Genomic DNA, 14,654 nt, shown 5'->3' on the forward strand with positions numbered 1-14,654 from the left:
GTCCGGTCTCGGCCAGGGCATCGTCTGGACCGGGATGTGGATCGCCTCGGCTTTCGGCGTCGCGGCGGAGGTGCAGGGCGTCGCCTCCGGCATGGCCTCGACCACGCTGAACATCGGCAACGCCATCGGCCTGGCCGTGCTGATCGCCATTGCCAATGCCGGCATCGCCGCGCAGCAGGGCGAGGCGCTGCGCCTAGCCGTCGGCGAGGGTGCCCGCCTGGCCTTCCTGCTCGCCGTGCTCGGCATCATCCTCGGCGGGCTGGTGGCGCTGGCCCTGCCGCGGCGGGCCCGCGGCGCGGCGGTGCAGGCGGCCGCCTGAGGCCGGGAAGGGCGCGCCCGGACCTCAGGGCGCGCCGCCCGCCGCCTTCAGATAGGCGATGACGTCGCGCCGCTCCTGCCGGTTCGGTAGGCCGGGAAAGCTCATCCGGGTGCCGGGCACCAGGGTGCGCGGGCCGGCCAGCCAGCGGTCGAGCGTCCCGTCGTCCCACACCAGCCGGGCCCGCCGCATCGCGTCGGAATACTCGTAGTCCGGCGCGGCGCCGGCCCGCCGCCCGACCACGCCGTGCAGCGACGGGCCGTAGCCGTTCTCTCCGGCCTCGATCGAGTGGCAGGCACTGCAGGTCTCGAAGACCTCCTCGCCGCGCGCCGGATCCGCGGTCTGGGCCCGCGCCGGCGCCGGCAGCAGCGGCACCAGCAGAGCGCACGTCGCCAGCAGGATCATCCTCCTGTGCATTCGACACCTTTCTGCAGATGATTTTAACGTGAGTGATAGTCACATTTAAGAATGTGATAGATCCTCACTTTGAGAAAGGCAAGCGGAATCCGCCCGGCTTGACCGCCGGCCGCGGCGCGATCATCGTTTCCGGGCTTCGCAGGGCGCATCGGCTGGGGCCGGAGGGGAAATGCCCGCCTGCAGGACCCACAACCCCGGATGCGCCCCATGCCGAACCTCGAAAATCTCCGCAAGCAGGCGAAGACCGTCCTGCGCTGGCATCGCGACCGGCACCATCCGGTGGCCGAGCAGATCCGCGCCTGGCTGCCCCGTTTCGGGCACCTGACCGATGCCGAGGTGCTGGCCCGGCCCTTCACCCTGGCCGACGCACAGGAGCTGGTGGCGCGGCGCGAGGGCTTCGGCGGCTGGCAGGCCCTGGTCCAGGGCCTCGAGGCCGCGCCCGGCCCTACGCCGCAGCCGCAGGGCCGGCCGGTGCTGGGCCTGGTCGAACCGCAGCTGCTGGTCGCCGATATCCGGGCGGCCTGCGACTTCTATGGCGGGACGCTCGGCTTCACCGTCGTCTTCGTCTACGGCAATCCGCCCTTCTACGCCCAGGTCACGCGCGACCGGGCACGGCTGAACCTGCGCCGGGTGCACGGCCCGGTCTTCGCCCCCGGCTTCCGCGAGCGCGAGACCGACCTGCTGGCGGCGACGATCGCGGTCGACGACCCCAAGGTGCTGTTCCTGGAACTGCAGGCTGCCGGCGCGCCTTTCCACCAGCCGCTGCGGACCGAGCCCTGGGGCGCCCGCACCTTCATCATCCGCGACCCCGACGGCAACCTGGTTGCCTTCGCCGGGTGAGCGCCGGCGTCAGGCCCGCCCGGATCGACGGATCCCGCGAGCCGGCGGCCCTATTGCTTCATCGTGGCGATGGTGCCGTGGGCGACCAGCCAGCGCTTGCCGTCCGCGGCCACCACGATCAGCGGCAGATTCTGGCGCAGGCTTAGGAAGACATGCACCTCGGTGGGGATCGGCGACACCGGCTCGGCCACCATGAAGGCCACGGCCGGGTGGCCCTCGGCCGTCTTCTGGCCGGCCAGGCAGGAGGGCGGGGGCAGGCGGCCGCCGGACAGGATGCGGCCGCCATCCGGGCTGACCAGGAAGCGGAAATGGCCGCCGACCATGAACACGCCGGGATCCTCCGACGTCGCCAGGGCATAGACCCGCCAGTTGCGGGTGCCGGGGTCGCGGAACACCACCGGCCGGTAGGTCTTGGAGCAGGGCTGGTCCAGCCGGCCCAACGCGGTCTGCGCCGCGGCGAACTGGGCGGCCTGGTCCGGCGTCAGTGGCGCGCCGTCGCGGCGGGCCAGCACCGGGGCGGCGCCGCCGGCATCGACCGTGACGTCGTAGGCCGCCTCCGGCCCTTGGCTGCCGCGGCGGACGAAGCGGACCAGGATGCCGTTCGCCGATGGCTCGGTCACCCAGCCCACCACGCCGCCGGATTGCGGGTCGATGCCGTTGCGGCGCAGCGTCGCGCTGGCCAGGGCGGTGGCGCCGTCGATGGCGAAGATCTGCCGGCCCAGCGTGGTGGCCTGGCGGAAGGCCGGCCCGGTCTCCGGCACCGCATTGGACGGCGCAGCGGCGTCAGCCGGCGGGATGGTCTGGCCGGGCGGGGTCTGCTGGGCGAGGGCGCCGGAGGCGGGCAGGGCTATCGCCGCCAGCAGCAGCCCGGCCGGCGCGAGCCGGCGGCGAAACGCGAAGGAATCCGGTCGCATGCTGTCTCCGCTGTGATCGGCGGCCACCATGCCGCGCTCCGGCGGCCGGGCCAACCCCTGTCAGGAGTCAACGGGACCCCAGTCCAATCGTGCCTTGTCGGCCTTGGCTCTCGCCTCCTGCGGCGTCGCGCCGGCGCGGAGATGCGTGTCATAGACGAGCTTGCGCCAGCCCCGCTCCGCCTGTGCCCGCCAGTGCAGGGTCAGGACCAGCAGCGTCCCGATCACCGTGACGGCCAGGGCGGCGCCGACCTGCCAGGGCAGCACGATCAGCAGGATGGTGAACAGCAGCAGCGCGCCGGGAATGACGAAGGCCATCGCGCCCTCCGGGTCCGTGGGGCCGTTATTCGCGAGGGTCGGCCGGAGATGTGGCGCGATCAAGGCTGCCTCCGGCCGCGGTACGACAAACGCGCCGCATCGCAGCGGCACTAAACATTTGACGTACTCGGATCTGACCATCGGGTTTAATTCCATGGCCGTCCGAAGCGACTCGCCGGTTGATGAGGAGGTGCGATCGATGGCTGCGACTCCCTGCGCCACCTGCCCGCTGCGCAGCCAGCCGCTGTTCAAGACGAACACGGCCGAGGAGATCGAATTCATCGCCGGCATGCGCCGCGGCAACCTGAGATACCCGGCCGGGGCGCAGATCCTGTCCCAGGGCGATGACGACAGCGACCTCTACACCCTGCTCTCCGGCTGGGCCTTCCGGTTCAAGGAGCTGGAGGACGCGCGGCGGCAGATCCTGAACATCCTGATGCCGGGCGACTTCATGGGTTTCCACATCGCGCCGCAGACCGGCGCGCCCTACGGCATCGAATGCCTGACCGATGTCGAGGTCTGCGTCTTCCCGCGCCGGCGGCTGTGGGACCTGTTCCGCAACCATCCCGGCCTGGCCTACGACATCACCTGGCTGACGGCGCATGAGGAAGGCATCGTCGACGACAACCTGCTGTCGGTCGGCCAGCGCTCGGGTGTTGAGCGCGTGGCGACCATCGTGCTCGCGGTCTACAAGCGGGCGCGGCAGCTGGATTTGGTGCGCGACAATGCGCTCGACTTCCCGCTGACCCAAAGCCACATCGCCGACATGCTGGGCATGTCGCTGATCCACACCAACCGGGTGCTGCGCCGGCTGCATCGCGACGGCGTCTTCACCCTGGCGCGCAAGAAGCTGCATGTGCACGACACCCGCGCCCTGCGGTCGCTCGCCGCATGGGCCGAGGCGCCCGTGCCGAAACGGCCACTGATCTGAGTTTCCGCTGTTTCTCTCATACAGGTGTGGTGCGCGGCGTCGTTCGGCGCCTGCCCCGTGCCGTTTGTTGCAACCATGAGGAGAAAATGACCATGGCGACCCGCAACCTCGAACAGGATGTCGATGCCCTGACCCGCATGCTGGCGGAGCTGCGGTCCGAGATCGGCGTGCTGGCCGGCCGTGCCGGCGATGCCGCGCAGGATGCCGGTCGGTGGGGCGCCCGCCGCGTCGGCCACGCGGCGGAGGCCGCCGCCGGCGAGATTCAGGGTCATGTGGCGGAGCGGCCGCTGACCGCGCTCGGTCTTGCTTTCGCGGCCGGCCTCGCGATCGGCCGCTTCCTGGTCCGCTGACCGTCGTCGCGGCGCCCCGGAACTCCCGCGACCGAGGTGCCGTTAACTCACCGGTCCGTCTCGGATCGGTTTCCCAGCCAAGGAGGAAATCCAATGGACAAGGATCGCGTTAAAGGCGCCGTCGATCAGGTGGTCGGCAAGGGCAAGACGGCGGCCGGCAAGGTGACCGGTGACCGCGGGCTCGAGGCCGAAGGCCGGGCGCAGACCGCGTCAGGCAAGGTCCAGTCCGCCGCCGGCAAGGTGAAGGACGCCGTCCGGGACGTTCTGAAGAAGTAAGGAGCAGACCATGATTACACGCATCGTTCTCATCGCCGGCCTGATGGCCGCCGGCCTCGGCATGGCCGCCTGCGACAACACCGTCCGCGGCGTCGGCCAGGACACCCAGAAGGCCGGTCAGAGCATCGAGCAGTCGACCAAGCCGAACCCGCCCTGATCGGCCGCCCGGGCGGATGGGCCCACCATCCGCCCGGGCATCCCGATGACTTCCCTGCCGCACCCTGAAGGACCCGCATGGACCTGATCCGGATCATCATCGCCATCCTGCTGCCGCCGCTGGGGGTGTTCCTTCAGGTCGGCTTCGGCGGGGCGTTCTGGCTCAACATCCTGCTGACGCTGCTGGGCTACATCCCCGGCATCGTCCACGCGGTCTGGGTGATCGCCCGGAAGTAACGAACAGCGGCACTGGAATCCCGGCGCCCGATCGGAGAGGCTGGCGCGGTCGCCCACCGGTCGGAGTCGTCGCCATGCCGAACACCCGCATTGCCCCTTACGGTTTCTGGAGGTCGCCGATCACCTCCGACCTGATCGTGGCGCAGTCGATCGGCCTGTCCGAGGTCCGGCTGGACGGCGACGCCATCTGGTGGCTGGAGGGCCGGCCGCAGGAGGGCGGGCGTGGCGTGCTGATGCGGCGCGCGCCCGACGGCACGGTGGCCGAGATCAGCCCGCCCGAGGTCAATGTCCGCACCCGGGTGCATGAATATGGCGGCGGCGCCTGGACCGTCGCCAACGGCACCGTCTTCTTCTCCAACGACCGTCCCGGCCCCGCTGGCGAGCGGCCGGACCGCCGGCTCTACCGCCAGGTGCCGGGTGCCGCGCCGGTTCCGGTCACGACCGCGACCGGCGAGGCCGGGGAAGAGTGGCGCTTCGCCGACGGGCTGATCGATCCGCGCCGGCGCCTGTGGATCGGCGTCGGCGAGCGGCACCGGCCCGGCCAGGGCCATCCCGACAACATGATCGTCGCCGTGCCGCTGGAGGGCGAAGGCGCCGGCAGCATCCGCATCCTTGCGCAGGGCCATGACTTCTTCGCCTCGCCGCGGCTGTCGCCGGATGGCGGGCGGCTAGCCTGGCTGGCTTGGGATCACCCGAACATGCCATGGGTCGAGACCACGCTGTTCGTCGCCGACCTCGACGCCGCCGGGTCGCCGGCCGGGGCGCCGCGTATCGTCGCCGGCGGGTCGGGCGAATCGGTGTTCCAGCCGGAGTGGTCGCCCGATGGACAATGGTTGGTCTTCGCCGCCGACCGCTCCGGCTGGTGGAACCTGTATCGCTGCGACGGGAAGGGCGGGCCAGCCGAGCCGGTGCTGGCGATGGCGGCGGAGTTCGGGCAGCCGCAATGGGTGTTCGGGATGTCGGCCTATGCCTTTTCCGGCCCCGGCCGCCTGTTGTGCAGCTATATCGAAGGCGGCCTGGGCAAGCTGGCGCTGGTCGATCTCCTCACCGGCGCCCTGACGCCGGTCGACGTGCCCTTCACCGACATCAGCTCGGTCCGTGCCAATGAGCGGGTCGCGGTGTTCCGCGCCGGCTCGCCGCGCGACCCGGCCCAGATCGTCCGGCTCGACCTTGCGACCGGGCGGTGGGAGGTGCTGAAGCGCGCCACCGAGATCGGCGAGGACCCGGCGCTGCGCGGCTTCTTCGCCCCGGCCCAGCCGGTCGAGTTCCCGACGGCGGGCGGCCGCACCGCCCATGGCCTGTACTACCCGCCGACCAGCGCGGACCATGCGGCGCCAGCCGGTGACGTGCCGCCGCTGGTGGTGAAGATCCATGGCGGGCCGACCTCGGCCGCCTCGTCGACCCTCAATCTCGGCATCCAGTACTGGACCAGCCGCGGCATCGCCGTGCTCGACGTCAACTATGGCGGCAGCACCGGCTACGGCCGGGCCTATCGCGACCGGCTGAACCTGACCTGGGGCGTGGTCGATGTGCAGGACGCAGTGGCCGGGGCGAAATACCTGGCCGCGCAGGGCCTGGCCGACTCTGCCCGCTCGGTGATCACCGGCGGCAGCGCGGGCGGCTACACCGCCCTGGCGGCCCTGGCCTTCGACACCTATTTCGCCGGCGGCGCCAGCCATTTCGGGGTTAGCGACGCCGCGGCCCTGGCGCGCGACACCCACAAATTCGAGTCGCACTATCTCGACTGGCTCATTGGTCCCTATCCGGCGGAGGCGGAGCGGTACCGCGAGCGGTCGCCGCTGTTCCATGCCGACAAGCTGTCGAAGCCGGTGATCTTCTTCCAGGGCGACGAGGACGAGGTGGTGCCGCCGAACCAGACGGAGGCGATGGTCGACGCCCTGCGGGCCAAGGGCCAGCCGGTCGGCTACGTCCTGTTCGCGGGCGAGCAGCACGGCTTCCGCAAGGCCGCCAACATCCAGCGGGCGCTGGATGGCGAGCTGGCCTTCTACGCGGTCGAGATCTTCAAGACCGGGCTCGCCTTCTAGCGTCACCGCGGCCGGGCCATATGGTCCGGCCGCGGTGGCTGGCCGGCTTACTTGTGGATCGGCGTGGTCAGCTGGGTCTCGCCGGTGTCGACCACGAACACGGCCAGCAGCTTGGCCGGCTCGGTCTTGCTGCCGTTCGCGCTGATGGCGTGGCGGTCGCCCGGCAGCTCGGTGAAGCTCTGTCCGGCGGTGTAGGTGGTGACCGGCCCGTCATTGACCTGGCTGGTGATCGATCCTTCCAGCACCGTCGCGGTGATGAAGGCCGACCTGGCATGGGTGTGGGCGTCCGAGGACCCGCCGGGGGCGTATTCCACCAGGACGGCCCGCAGGCTCTTGCCCGGGACGTTGGGGATCTCGTGGTCATAGAGCAGCGTCACCTTCGTGCCGACATCGGCGGCATGGGCGGGGCCGGTGAGGAGGACGGTCAGCGCGAGGGCGCTAAGGAGGCGTTTCATGACTATAACCTTCAGGTTGGTTGAAACGGGGGCAGAGATCAGGCCTGTTCGCGGGCCTGATGGAACCACGCTTCGAACCGGATCATGCCGAGGCGTGGAATGATGCGGGGGCCTGGCGGCCGGTCGTCCGGCACGACGTCCGGCCAACCGACGCGGGGGTTGCTGACGACCGCGCGCGGGTCGTCGGTGGCCCGGAGATAACGGGCAACCAGCTCGCTCAGGCGCAGCCGTTCCGGCCCGGCGATCTCGATGGTGTCGTTGAGCGGGGCGCCCAGCGCGATCCGGGCCACGAAAGCGGCGACGTCGTCCGGGGCGATCGGCTGCACGGCCGCCGGCGGCAGGCGCAGGATGCCGCCCAGCGCCGCCGACCGGACGATGCCGCCGAGGAACTCGAACAGCTGGGTTGAATGGATGATGGTGTAGGGCAGGCCCGAGGCCCGGATCAACCGTTCCTGCGTCGCCCTGCCGCGGGCGTTGCCGCCGGGCTGCTGCTCCGCCCCCGCGACCGACAGCGCCACATGGTGCCCGACTCCGGCGGCCGCCTCGGCGGCGAGCAGGGCGCGCTGCGCGGCCTCGAAAGCGGCCACAGCCGTGTTGCCACCGCAGGACGCCGCATCCGACAGATCGACCACCACCTCTGCCCCGGCCAGGGCCGGCCCGGGCCTGCTGCCGGTGGATGCGACTTCATGGCCGACCTGCCGGAGGAGCCGGGCGGTCCGGGCGCCGATCAGCGCGGTGCCGCCGATGATTACGACCTTCATGTCCTGCCTCGCAGTGAGGAGGCGCCGGCGCCCGATGATGTCCCCGGGCAGCGCTTCGACCTCAAGACGAGACGGGACGTGCGGATGTGACAGTGCGGCCTCTGGCTTTGCGCGGCCGGAGGCGGTGCGCGCTGGCGGCTATTCCCGGGCGAAGAAGGCGTAGGTGGCGGTATAGGGCACCCCGATGCGGGTCCCGGGCCGGGAAGGCGGTGTCGCGGGCACGGCCCCGCCATGCGCGGCCAGGCGCTCGACATAGGCGACATGGGCCAGGATGCCGGAGGCCGGGTCCGCCGCCACCGTGATCAGCAGCGCCGGGATGTCCGCCGGATCGGCCGGCGGCGCGGACACCACCGGCACCGCCGGGTCGCGCGCGACCTTGCTGCCGTCGGCCGCCTCCCAGGACGGGCCGGCATAGTGGTAGATCGTGACCCGGCCGTCCTGGCTAGGCAGCCGAGGGCCGGTCAGGCGGGCCAGCGGCGCCTCCAGCTCCCAATGCAGCACGCCGCCGGTGTCGTCGCTGCGATAGATCTGGACGCCCGAGCCCTTCGCGGTGAACAGCAGCCTTGCATCGGCCGGACTCGGCAGCTCCGGGGCGGACGCCGCCGCAGCCGGCAGGGCCACCAGCAGCAAGCAGGCGCAAAGGGCATATCGAGGCATCGCAATCACCGGGCGAAGAATGGTGGAGGGAAGGGCACGGCCAATTCCGTGCGGCCGACCTGAGGCTGGCCCACCACCGCTACGGAAGCATGTCGCCGTTGTTGCATTCGCAACCGGGAGGCCGCCGTGTTTCAGCCGCCCTCGGCGAAATAGCGGCCGGGGGTGACGCCGAAAGCCTTGCGAAAGCCGGCGACGAAGGCGCTCGGCCCTTCATAGCCCAGCCGGTCGGAGACATCGCCGACCGAGGCGCCGAGCGACAGCCACTCGACCGCCTTGAGCAGCCGCGCCTGGCGCCGCCAGGCGCGGAAGCTCAGGCCGGTCTCGGCCCGGAAATGGCGCTCGAAGGAACGTTCGGACAGGGCGGCCCGGGCGGCCACCTCGGCCAGGCCGTCGGCGCGTGCAGGGTCGGCGGCCAGCTCGGCCACGGCGCGCCGCAGCCGGGCCGCTTCCGGCATCGGCAGGTGCAGCGGCGCGATCGGCTCCGCCACCAGCTGGTCGAGGATGACGCCGACAATCCGTCCCGCCGGGCCGCCGACCGCGGCGGCGTCGCGCGGATGGCCCAGCAGCGCCAGCACCAACTCGCGCAGCAGCGGCGACAGCCGGATCACCGAGGGCTCGGGCGGCAGATGCCGCGCCGCTTCCGGCCGCAGGAACAGGTAGCGTAGCGCCGAGCGCTGCAGGTAGGTGACGGCGTGCGGCACGTCCGGCGGAATCCACAGCGCCCGCTCCGGCGGCACGACGAAGCTGCCACGCGCCGTCTCCACCGTCACCGAGCCGGAGACGATGTGGAACAGCTGCGCCCAGCGGTGGCTGTGCGACCGGAAATGCAGCCCGGCCTCGACCTCGCCGGCATAGACCAGCGCCGGGGCGGGATAGTCCTCCGCGACCGGCCGGTCGAGATCGGGATGGGCCAGGTTGTCCGGATGGATCATGGCGACTCGGATATAGAAATCCGATGAATGGCGCCAGAGATTGGCGACTGAAAACCATAACCTGTCAGAATGACGCTAACACGTAGATCGGGTACGGGCTTAGGGTCGCACCCATCGACGCCGGCCGCCCGCTGCAGGACATCGCGGCCAAGCCGGTGGCATCCAGCAAGGGACTCCGATGATGGACAGCGCAACGGCCGTTCCGTGCCGCGAGCCGCGGGCGATTCGCCCGGCGCCGCCGGTCCTGGGGCGCCTCGCGGCCTGGATCCGGCGGCAGGTGAAGATGTCGCGGGACACCGCGAGGCTGATGGCGCTCGACGACCATCTGCTCGCGGATATGGGGCTCACCCGCGGCGAGATCCGGGGCCTGGTCCGCCACAACCGCCTTCCGGCCGGGTGGACCGGGCGGTAGGGTCGGGCTGCTACACCAGCCCGACCCGACGCACCACCGGCTCCAGCACCGCGTCGACGGCAGCGGGGTTGTCCCAGGCCAGCTCGACGCGCAGCGCCTCGACCATCGGCCGGGCCTCGGGCGGCAGGCGGACCAAGTCCTTCTCCGTGGTCACCGGCACGGCCTGCCGCTCCTGCGCCGTCTCGACCAGCCGCATCACCTCGTCCGGTGTGTAGGCGTGGTGGTCGGGGAAGGGGATGGCGCCGGCGAGCTCTGCGCCGAGCTCCGCCAGGGTGGCGAAGAATTTCCCCGGCCGGCCGATGCCGGCGAAGGCCAGGACCTTGCGGCCGCGCAGCCTCGCCGCGTCCTCCGCCACGGGCACCAGCCGGGCGCCCAGCGCCGGCAGGCCGTGGCGGGCGGCGAGATCAGCGATCCCAGCCCGGTCGGCGCCCATAACCACCAGGGCATCGGCGCGCTTCAGCCCGTCCGCCGGCTTTTCCCGCAAGGGGCCGGCCGGCAGGATCAAGCCGTTGCCGAAGCCGCTGCCGCCATCGACGACCAGCAGCGACAGGTCCTTTGCCAGGCTCGGATTCTGGAAGCCGTCATCCATCAGGATCAGCCGGGCTCCCGCGGCAGCGGCGGCCCGCGCTCCCGCCGGCCGGTCGCGCGAGATCCAGGCCGGGCCCGCCCGGGCCAGCAGCAGCGGCTCGTCCCCGACCTCGGCGGCGGAATGCCGGTCGGGGTCGACCCGCACCGGCCCGGCCAGCGACCCGCCATGGCCGCGGCTGAGGAAATGCGCCTCGACGGCGATCTCACGGAACCGCCGGCCCAGCGCCAGCGCCACCGGGGTCTTGCCGGCGCCGCCCGCCACCAGGTTGCCGACGCAGACCACCGGCACCGGCGCCCGCTGCGGAGAGACCCAGGCCCGGCGCAGCCGCGACGCGACGTCGTAGAGCGCGCCGGCCGGGGCCAGCAGCCAGGCTGCCGGCGTCGCCTGGGGGCGATACCAGAAGCCGGGGGTCTTCATCCGGCGGCTCCGGTCACGCCAGGATCGGCGTGATCAGCGGCTCCAGCGTCGCCATCACGGTGGAGACCACGCCGCGGTTGCGTTGGGCCACGGCGCCGGCGGCGCGGGCCATGCGGCGGCGCTCCACCGGGTCGTCCAGCAGCCGGCCGACCGCGGCGGTCAGGGCCGCGGCATCGGCCACCGGCATCGCCGCCCGGGCCTGGCCCAGCTGGGCGGTGATGTCCGGGAAGTTGGTCATATGCGGGCCATAAACCAGCGCCGCGCCCAGCTGCGCCGCCTCGATCGGGTTGTGCCCGCCGAACGGCACCAGCGACCCGCCGATGAAGGACACCGGGCAGACCCGCAGCCAGATCCCCATCTCGCCGATCGTGTCGGCCACCAGGATGTCGGTGTCGGCGGCGGGCAGCCGGGTCTGGCTGCGGCGAACCGCTTTCAGCCCGGCCGCCTTGGCCAAGCCGGCGATCTCCTCGCCCCGGTCGGGGTGGCGCGCCGCCAGCACGGTCAGCAGGCCCGGCCGCTTCGCCGCCAGCGCCTTGTGCGCCTGGATGATCTGCTCCTCCTCGCCGGCATGGGTGCTGGCGGCCAGCCAGACCGGGCGGCGGCCGATCGCCGCGCGCATCGCCGCCAGCTCCTCGAGATCGGCATCCGGCGGGTCGGAGGAGAATTTCAGGTTGCCGACCTGGCCGACGCCGCGGGCGCCGAGGGCGCGGAAGTTGCGGGCCGAGCGCTCGTCCCAGGGCAGGATCACCCGGAAGATGCCCAGCAACCGGCGGATCAGCCGCGGCAGCCGGCGCCAGCGCCTGAACGACCGCTCCGACATCCGGGCGTTGACCAGGGCGATGGGCAGGCCGCGCGCCTCCATCTCGGTCAGCATGTTCGGCCAGATCTCGGATTCGACCCAGATCGCCAGATCCGGCTTCCAGTGGTCGAGGAAGCGGCGGACGAAGGCCATGCGGTCCAGCGGCGCGAACTGGTGCATCGCCCGGTCGGGCAGCCGCTCGCCGATCAGCCGGGCCGAGGTCACGGTGCCGGTGGTGACCAGGATGGTCAGGCGCGGGTCGCGCTCCAGCAGGCGGCGCACCAGCACCTGCACGGACAGCACCTCGCCGACGCTGGCGGCATGGACCCAGATCAGCGGTCCCGCCGGGCGCGGAATGCTGGCATGGCCCAGCCGCTCGCCGCGGCGGGCGGGGTCCTCGCGGCCCGCGGCGGTGCGGCGGGCCAGCAGCAGGGGCACGAAGGGGCCGGCGGCGTCGGTCAGCCCGCGATACAGCGCGTAGATCATCCAGACTGGGTCGGGGTCATCGGAAGGGGTGCAGATGAGTCAGAAACTGATCTGTACATGCCTCCCAGGAATAGCGCAGCGCAAAACTGCGGCAATCCTCCGACGGAACTTTCAGCGCCTCGCGGATGGCGAGGCCCAGATCCTCGTCCAGCCGGCCGACCGGGGCATCGCCGATCACGTCGGCCGGCCCCTGCACCGGATAGGCGGCGACCGGCACGCCGCAGGCCAGTGCCTCCAGCATCACCAGGCCGAAGGTGTCGGTGCGCGACGGGAAGACGAAGACGTCGGCATCGGCATAGGCGTCGACCAGCGCCTGGCCCTGCTTGGCGCCGGTGAAGGTGACGTCCGGGTACTTCGCCTGGAAGGCGGGCAGGGACGGGCCGCCGCCGACCACCACCTTCTCGCCGTCCAGCTTCAGCGACAGGAAGGCGTCGAGGTTCTTCTCCACCGCCACCCGGCCGACATAGAGGTGCCGCGGCCGCTCGCGCCCGGGCCGCGCCGCCGGGCGGAAGCGGTCGGTGTCGACGCCGCGGCTCCAGCGCGCCAGGCGGCGGAAGCCGCGGCTGCTCAGGTTCCGCTCCAGCGTGTCGGTCGCCACCATCACGGCGCTGGCGGCGCGGTGGAAATGCCGCAGCAGCGCATAGGTCGAGGCCAGCGGCATGCCGGTGCGCAGCTGGACGTATTCCGGGAACTGGGTGTGGAAGGAGGTGGTGAAGGACAGCCGCCGGCGGATGCAGTAGCGCCGTGCCGCCCAGCCCAGCGGGCCTTCGGTCGAGATGTGGATGGCGTCGGGGTCGAACGCGTCGATCAGCCGGGCCATGCGCCGGCTCTGGCCGATCGCCAGGCGGATTTCGGGATAGGTCGGGCAGGGGATGGAGGCGAAGCGGTCGGGCCCGATGACGTCGACCGTGTGGCCGCGGCGCCGCAGCTCGTCACGGGTCGATTCGATGGTGCGCACCACCCCGTTGACCTGGGGCAGCCAGGCGTCGCTGACGATCAGGATGCGCATCAGCCGGAAATCGACCCCGTCGCTGCCATGGTCCCGGAGACTATACCCGATATCGGATCAAGCGGCGCGCTGCGGCTTCAGCGCGGGCTCCGGCGCCGCCACCGCGTCGCGGGCCGCCACGATGTCCGCCCAGTGCAGGATCTCCAGGCGGCCGTCCTCATGCTCCACCAGCGCGGTGCAGCTCTCCACCCAATCGCCGTCATTCACATAGGTCATGCCCTGCATGTCCTTCAGCTCGGCGGTGTGGATGTGGCCGCAGATCACCCCGTCAACGCCGCGCCGCCTGGCTTCCTCGACCAGCGCGAGCTCGAAGCGGCCGACGAATTCGACCGCCCGCTTGGCCCGCTGCTTCATATAGGCCGAGAGCGACCAGTAGGAGAAGCCGAGACGGCGGCGGATCAGGTTCAGGGCGGTGTTGGTGTGCAGCAGCAGCTCGTAGGCCTTGTCGCCGATATGGGCCAGCCACTTGGCGTAACGCACCACCACGTCGAACTGGTCGCCATGGATGACCAGGAAGCGGCGGCCATCCGCGGTTTCGTGGATGCAGTCGTCGGCGACGTCGACATCGCCGAAATTCTGGCCCACGAACTGCCGCGCGGCCTCGTCATGGTTGCCGGGGATGTACAGCACGCGGGTGCCCTTGCGGGCCTTGCGCAGCAGCTTCTGGATCACGTCGTTGTGCGGCTGCGGCCAGTACCAGCTCTTCTTCAGCCGCCAGCCGTCGACGATGTCTCCCACCAGGTACAGCGTGTCGGAGTCGGTGTGCTTCAGGAAGTCGAGGAGGAGGGTGGCGTTGCAGGCCCGGGTGCCGAGATGGACGTCCGAGATCCAGATGGTGCGATAGCGCGTCACCTGATCCATGGGTATCAGCCCTTCGGCGGTCATATACCGTCCGTATAACCGAGGCGCCTTCGACAAACAACATATTGATGTCCTCTGCGATCTCGCAGATGCAAAAATTAATAAAACGGTCACGAGTGCTTTTGGCCGGCCGATCTGTCGCGATCTGTTCGTTGGCTCTTGAAGAGCTTTGTGAATCTTTTCTGAAGCGGGTGGATTGCTTTCGAAGGAAGAAGGGCCCGCCCTCCCCTGGTTGCGGACAAGGGAGGGCGGGCAGCCGCGGGGCGTGCTAGGGCACGAGATCCACCGCGGCCATCGGGTGATCGGAACAGGTGGCGACGACCGCATCCCGCTGCTTGTCGCCGCCGCCCCGACCATCTGACATCGCGGCCTTTGCGGCCGTCTCGGATCGAAAGCGGCTCAAGATCGGGCAAAATCCGCGGCAGTTCGAGAGCCTTCCGGCGTCGCAGGCAAGAACGCAATGAAGCGATCGGGCGATA

20 protein-coding genes are annotated in these 14,654 nt (G+C 71.0%); 9 read left to right on the top strand and 11 right to left on the bottom strand.

Annotated elements, in window-relative coordinates:
- A partial coding sequence (locus ABDW35_RS06925; protein ID WP_343713118.1) for a hypothetical protein occupies positions 1-319 on the top strand: 319 nt, incomplete at its 5' end.
- Positions 320-343: 24 nt separating this feature from the next.
- On the opposite strand, the gene ABDW35_RS06930 is transcribed toward ABDW35_RS06925, so the two are convergent.
- On the bottom strand, positions 344-721 hold the full coding sequence (locus tag ABDW35_RS06930) for a cytochrome c family protein (protein ID WP_343713119.1): 378 nt from the start codon (positions 719-721) through the stop codon (positions 344-346).
- Between the two features lie 219 nt (positions 722-940).
- On the opposite strand from ABDW35_RS06930, the gene ABDW35_RS06935 reads away from it, so the two are divergent.
- On the top strand, positions 941-1,573 hold the full coding sequence (locus tag ABDW35_RS06935; protein WP_343713120.1) for a VOC family protein: 633 nt from the start codon (positions 941-943) through the stop codon (positions 1,571-1,573).
- Between the two features lie 50 nt (positions 1,574-1,623).
- Here the strand turns inward: ABDW35_RS06935 and ABDW35_RS06940 are convergent, their stop codons facing one another.
- Positions 1,624-2,487: a hypothetical protein gene (locus ABDW35_RS06940; RefSeq protein ID WP_343713121.1), complete on the bottom strand. Its 864-nt coding sequence runs from the start codon at positions 2,485-2,487 to the stop codon at positions 1,624-1,626.
- A 60-nt stretch (positions 2,488-2,547) separates the two neighbouring features.
- Positions 2,548-2,802, bottom strand: coding sequence for a hypothetical protein (locus tag ABDW35_RS06945; protein ID WP_343713122.1), 255 nt, complete (start codon positions 2,800-2,802; stop codon positions 2,548-2,550).
- Positions 2,803-3,001: 199 nt separating this feature from the next.
- On the opposite strand from ABDW35_RS06945, the gene ABDW35_RS06950 reads away from it, so the two are divergent.
- The 6 genes from ABDW35_RS06950 to ABDW35_RS06975 all read left to right on the top strand — a co-directional run bounded on the left by ABDW35_RS06950 (position 3,002) and on the right by ABDW35_RS06975 (position 6,797).
- Entirely contained in the window at positions 3,002-3,733 is a 732-nt protein-coding gene (locus tag ABDW35_RS06950; protein ID WP_343713123.1) for a Crp/Fnr family transcriptional regulator, read from the top strand.
- Between the two features lie 92 nt (positions 3,734-3,825).
- Positions 3,826-4,083 (top strand): hypothetical protein, encoded by a 258-nt coding sequence (locus ABDW35_RS06955; RefSeq protein ID WP_343713124.1) that lies wholly within the window; start codon positions 3,826-3,828, stop codon positions 4,081-4,083.
- 93 nt (positions 4,084-4,176) lie between these two features.
- Complete coding sequence (locus tag ABDW35_RS06960) at positions 4,177-4,359, top strand: CsbD family protein (RefSeq protein WP_343713125.1); 183 nt, start codon at positions 4,177-4,179, stop codon at positions 4,357-4,359.
- A 10-nt stretch (positions 4,360-4,369) separates the two neighbouring features.
- The gene (locus ABDW35_RS06965) at positions 4,370-4,516 is read left to right on the top strand and encodes an entericidin A/B family lipoprotein (RefSeq protein WP_343713126.1); all 147 of its coding nucleotides are present in this window, start codon (positions 4,370-4,372) and stop codon (positions 4,514-4,516) included.
- 77 nt (positions 4,517-4,593) lie between these two features.
- Positions 4,594-4,752: a YqaE/Pmp3 family membrane protein gene (locus tag ABDW35_RS06970; RefSeq protein WP_343713127.1), complete on the top strand. Its 159-nt coding sequence runs from the start codon at positions 4,594-4,596 to the stop codon at positions 4,750-4,752.
- A 74-nt stretch (positions 4,753-4,826) separates the two neighbouring features.
- Positions 4,827-6,797: a S9 family peptidase gene (locus ABDW35_RS06975; RefSeq protein ID WP_343713128.1), complete on the top strand. Its 1,971-nt coding sequence runs from the start codon at positions 4,827-4,829 to the stop codon at positions 6,795-6,797.
- 47 nt (positions 6,798-6,844) lie between these two features.
- Here ABDW35_RS06975 and ABDW35_RS06980 read toward each other — a convergent pair whose 3' ends face one another.
- From ABDW35_RS06980 to ABDW35_RS06995, 4 genes are all read right to left on the bottom strand, one after another.
- Positions 6,845-7,252 carry a cupin domain-containing protein gene (locus ABDW35_RS06980; RefSeq protein WP_343713129.1) on the bottom strand — a complete coding sequence of 136 codons (408 nt, stop codon included), beginning with the start codon at positions 7,250-7,252 and terminating at the stop codon, positions 6,845-6,847.
- 38 nt (positions 7,253-7,290) lie between these two features.
- Positions 7,291-8,013 carry an SDR family oxidoreductase gene (locus ABDW35_RS06985; RefSeq protein WP_343713130.1) on the bottom strand — a complete coding sequence of 241 codons (723 nt, stop codon included), beginning with the start codon at positions 8,011-8,013 and terminating at the stop codon, positions 7,291-7,293.
- A 138-nt stretch (positions 8,014-8,151) separates the two neighbouring features.
- Positions 8,152-8,670: a DUF3455 domain-containing protein gene (locus ABDW35_RS06990; protein WP_343713131.1), complete on the bottom strand. Its 519-nt coding sequence runs from the start codon at positions 8,668-8,670 to the stop codon at positions 8,152-8,154.
- Between the two features lie 131 nt (positions 8,671-8,801).
- The gene (locus ABDW35_RS06995) at positions 8,802-9,602 is read right to left on the bottom strand and encodes a helix-turn-helix transcriptional regulator (RefSeq protein ID WP_343713132.1); all 801 of its coding nucleotides are present in this window, start codon (positions 9,600-9,602) and stop codon (positions 8,802-8,804) included.
- Positions 9,603-9,783: 181 nt separating this feature from the next.
- Here ABDW35_RS06995 and ABDW35_RS07000 point away from each other — a divergent pair, with 181 nt between their 5' ends.
- Complete coding sequence (locus ABDW35_RS07000; protein WP_343713133.1) at positions 9,784-10,014, top strand: DUF1127 domain-containing protein; 231 nt, start codon at positions 9,784-9,786, stop codon at positions 10,012-10,014.
- 10 nt (positions 10,015-10,024) lie between these two features.
- Here the strand turns inward: ABDW35_RS07000 and lpxK are convergent, their stop codons facing one another.
- Genes lpxK through ABDW35_RS07020 form a run of 4 tightly spaced genes read right to left on the bottom strand, consistent with a single transcriptional unit; the run spans position 10,025 to position 14,175 of the window.
- Positions 10,025-11,020: a tetraacyldisaccharide 4'-kinase gene (gene lpxK, locus ABDW35_RS07005; protein WP_343713134.1), complete on the bottom strand. Its 996-nt coding sequence runs from the start codon at positions 11,018-11,020 to the stop codon at positions 10,025-10,027.
- A 13-nt stretch (positions 11,021-11,033) separates the two neighbouring features.
- Positions 11,034-12,305: a 3-deoxy-D-manno-octulosonic acid transferase gene (locus tag ABDW35_RS07010; protein WP_343713135.1), complete on the bottom strand. Its 1,272-nt coding sequence runs from the start codon at positions 12,303-12,305 to the stop codon at positions 11,034-11,036.
- A gap of 16 nt (positions 12,306-12,321) precedes the next feature.
- Positions 12,322-13,314 (bottom strand): glycosyltransferase family 1 protein, encoded by a 993-nt coding sequence (locus ABDW35_RS07015; protein WP_343713136.1) that lies wholly within the window; start codon positions 13,312-13,314, stop codon positions 12,322-12,324.
- A 57-nt stretch (positions 13,315-13,371) separates the two neighbouring features.
- Entirely contained in the window at positions 13,372-14,175 is an 804-nt protein-coding gene (locus tag ABDW35_RS07020) for a UDP-2,3-diacylglucosamine diphosphatase (protein WP_343713137.1), read from the bottom strand.
- Between the last annotated feature and the right edge of the window lie 479 nt (positions 14,176-14,654).

The organism is Inquilinus sp., from assembly GCF_039594555.1.
Taxonomy (GTDB): Bacteria; Pseudomonadota; Alphaproteobacteria; order DSM-16000; family Inquilinaceae; genus Inquilinus.

Bases quoted from the DNA above. Each gene is read 5' to 3' on its own strand.
- ABDW35_RS06930 (WP_343713119.1), bottom strand. From the start codon at position 721: ATGATCCTGCTGGCGACGTGCGCTCTGCTGGTGCCGCTGCTGCCGGCG.
- ABDW35_RS06935 (WP_343713120.1), top strand. From the start codon at position 941: ATGCCGAACCTCGAAAATCTCCGCAAGCAGGCGAAGACCGTCCTGCGC.
- ABDW35_RS06940 (WP_343713121.1), bottom strand. From the start codon at position 2,487: ATGCGACCGGATTCCTTCGCGTTTCGCCGCCGGCTCGCGCCGGCCGGG.
- ABDW35_RS06945 (WP_343713122.1), bottom strand. From the start codon at position 2,802: ATGGCCTTCGTCATTCCCGGCGCGCTGCTGCTGTTCACCATCCTGCTG.
- ABDW35_RS06950 (WP_343713123.1), top strand. From the start codon at position 3,002: ATGGCTGCGACTCCCTGCGCCACCTGCCCGCTGCGCAGCCAGCCGCTG.
- ABDW35_RS06955 (WP_343713124.1), top strand. From the start codon at position 3,826: ATGGCGACCCGCAACCTCGAACAGGATGTCGATGCCCTGACCCGCATG.
- ABDW35_RS06960 (WP_343713125.1), top strand. From the start codon at position 4,177: ATGGACAAGGATCGCGTTAAAGGCGCCGTCGATCAGGTGGTCGGCAAG.
- ABDW35_RS06965 (WP_343713126.1), top strand. From the start codon at position 4,370: ATGATTACACGCATCGTTCTCATCGCCGGCCTGATGGCCGCCGGCCTC.
- ABDW35_RS06970 (WP_343713127.1), top strand. From the start codon at position 4,594: ATGGACCTGATCCGGATCATCATCGCCATCCTGCTGCCGCCGCTGGGG.
- ABDW35_RS06975 (WP_343713128.1), top strand. From the start codon at position 4,827: ATGCCGAACACCCGCATTGCCCCTTACGGTTTCTGGAGGTCGCCGATC.
- ABDW35_RS06980 (WP_343713129.1), bottom strand. From the start codon at position 7,252: ATGAAACGCCTCCTTAGCGCCCTCGCGCTGACCGTCCTCCTCACCGGC.
- ABDW35_RS06985 (WP_343713130.1), bottom strand. From the start codon at position 8,013: ATGAAGGTCGTAATCATCGGCGGCACCGCGCTGATCGGCGCCCGGACC.
- ABDW35_RS06990 (WP_343713131.1), bottom strand. From the start codon at position 8,670: ATGCCTCGATATGCCCTTTGCGCCTGCTTGCTGCTGGTGGCCCTGCCG.
- ABDW35_RS06995 (WP_343713132.1), bottom strand. From the start codon at position 9,602: ATGATCCATCCGGACAACCTGGCCCATCCCGATCTCGACCGGCCGGTC.
- ABDW35_RS07000 (WP_343713133.1), top strand. From the start codon at position 9,784: ATGGACAGCGCAACGGCCGTTCCGTGCCGCGAGCCGCGGGCGATTCGC.
- lpxK (WP_343713134.1), bottom strand. From the start codon at position 11,020: ATGAAGACCCCCGGCTTCTGGTATCGCCCCCAGGCGACGCCGGCAGCC.
- ABDW35_RS07010 (WP_343713135.1), bottom strand. From the start codon at position 12,305: ATGATCTACGCGCTGTATCGCGGGCTGACCGACGCCGCCGGCCCCTTC.
- ABDW35_RS07015 (WP_343713136.1), bottom strand. From the start codon at position 13,314: ATGCGCATCCTGATCGTCAGCGACGCCTGGCTGCCCCAGGTCAACGGG.
- ABDW35_RS07020 (WP_343713137.1), bottom strand. From the start codon at position 14,175: ATGGATCAGGTGACGCGCTATCGCACCATCTGGATCTCGGACGTCCAT.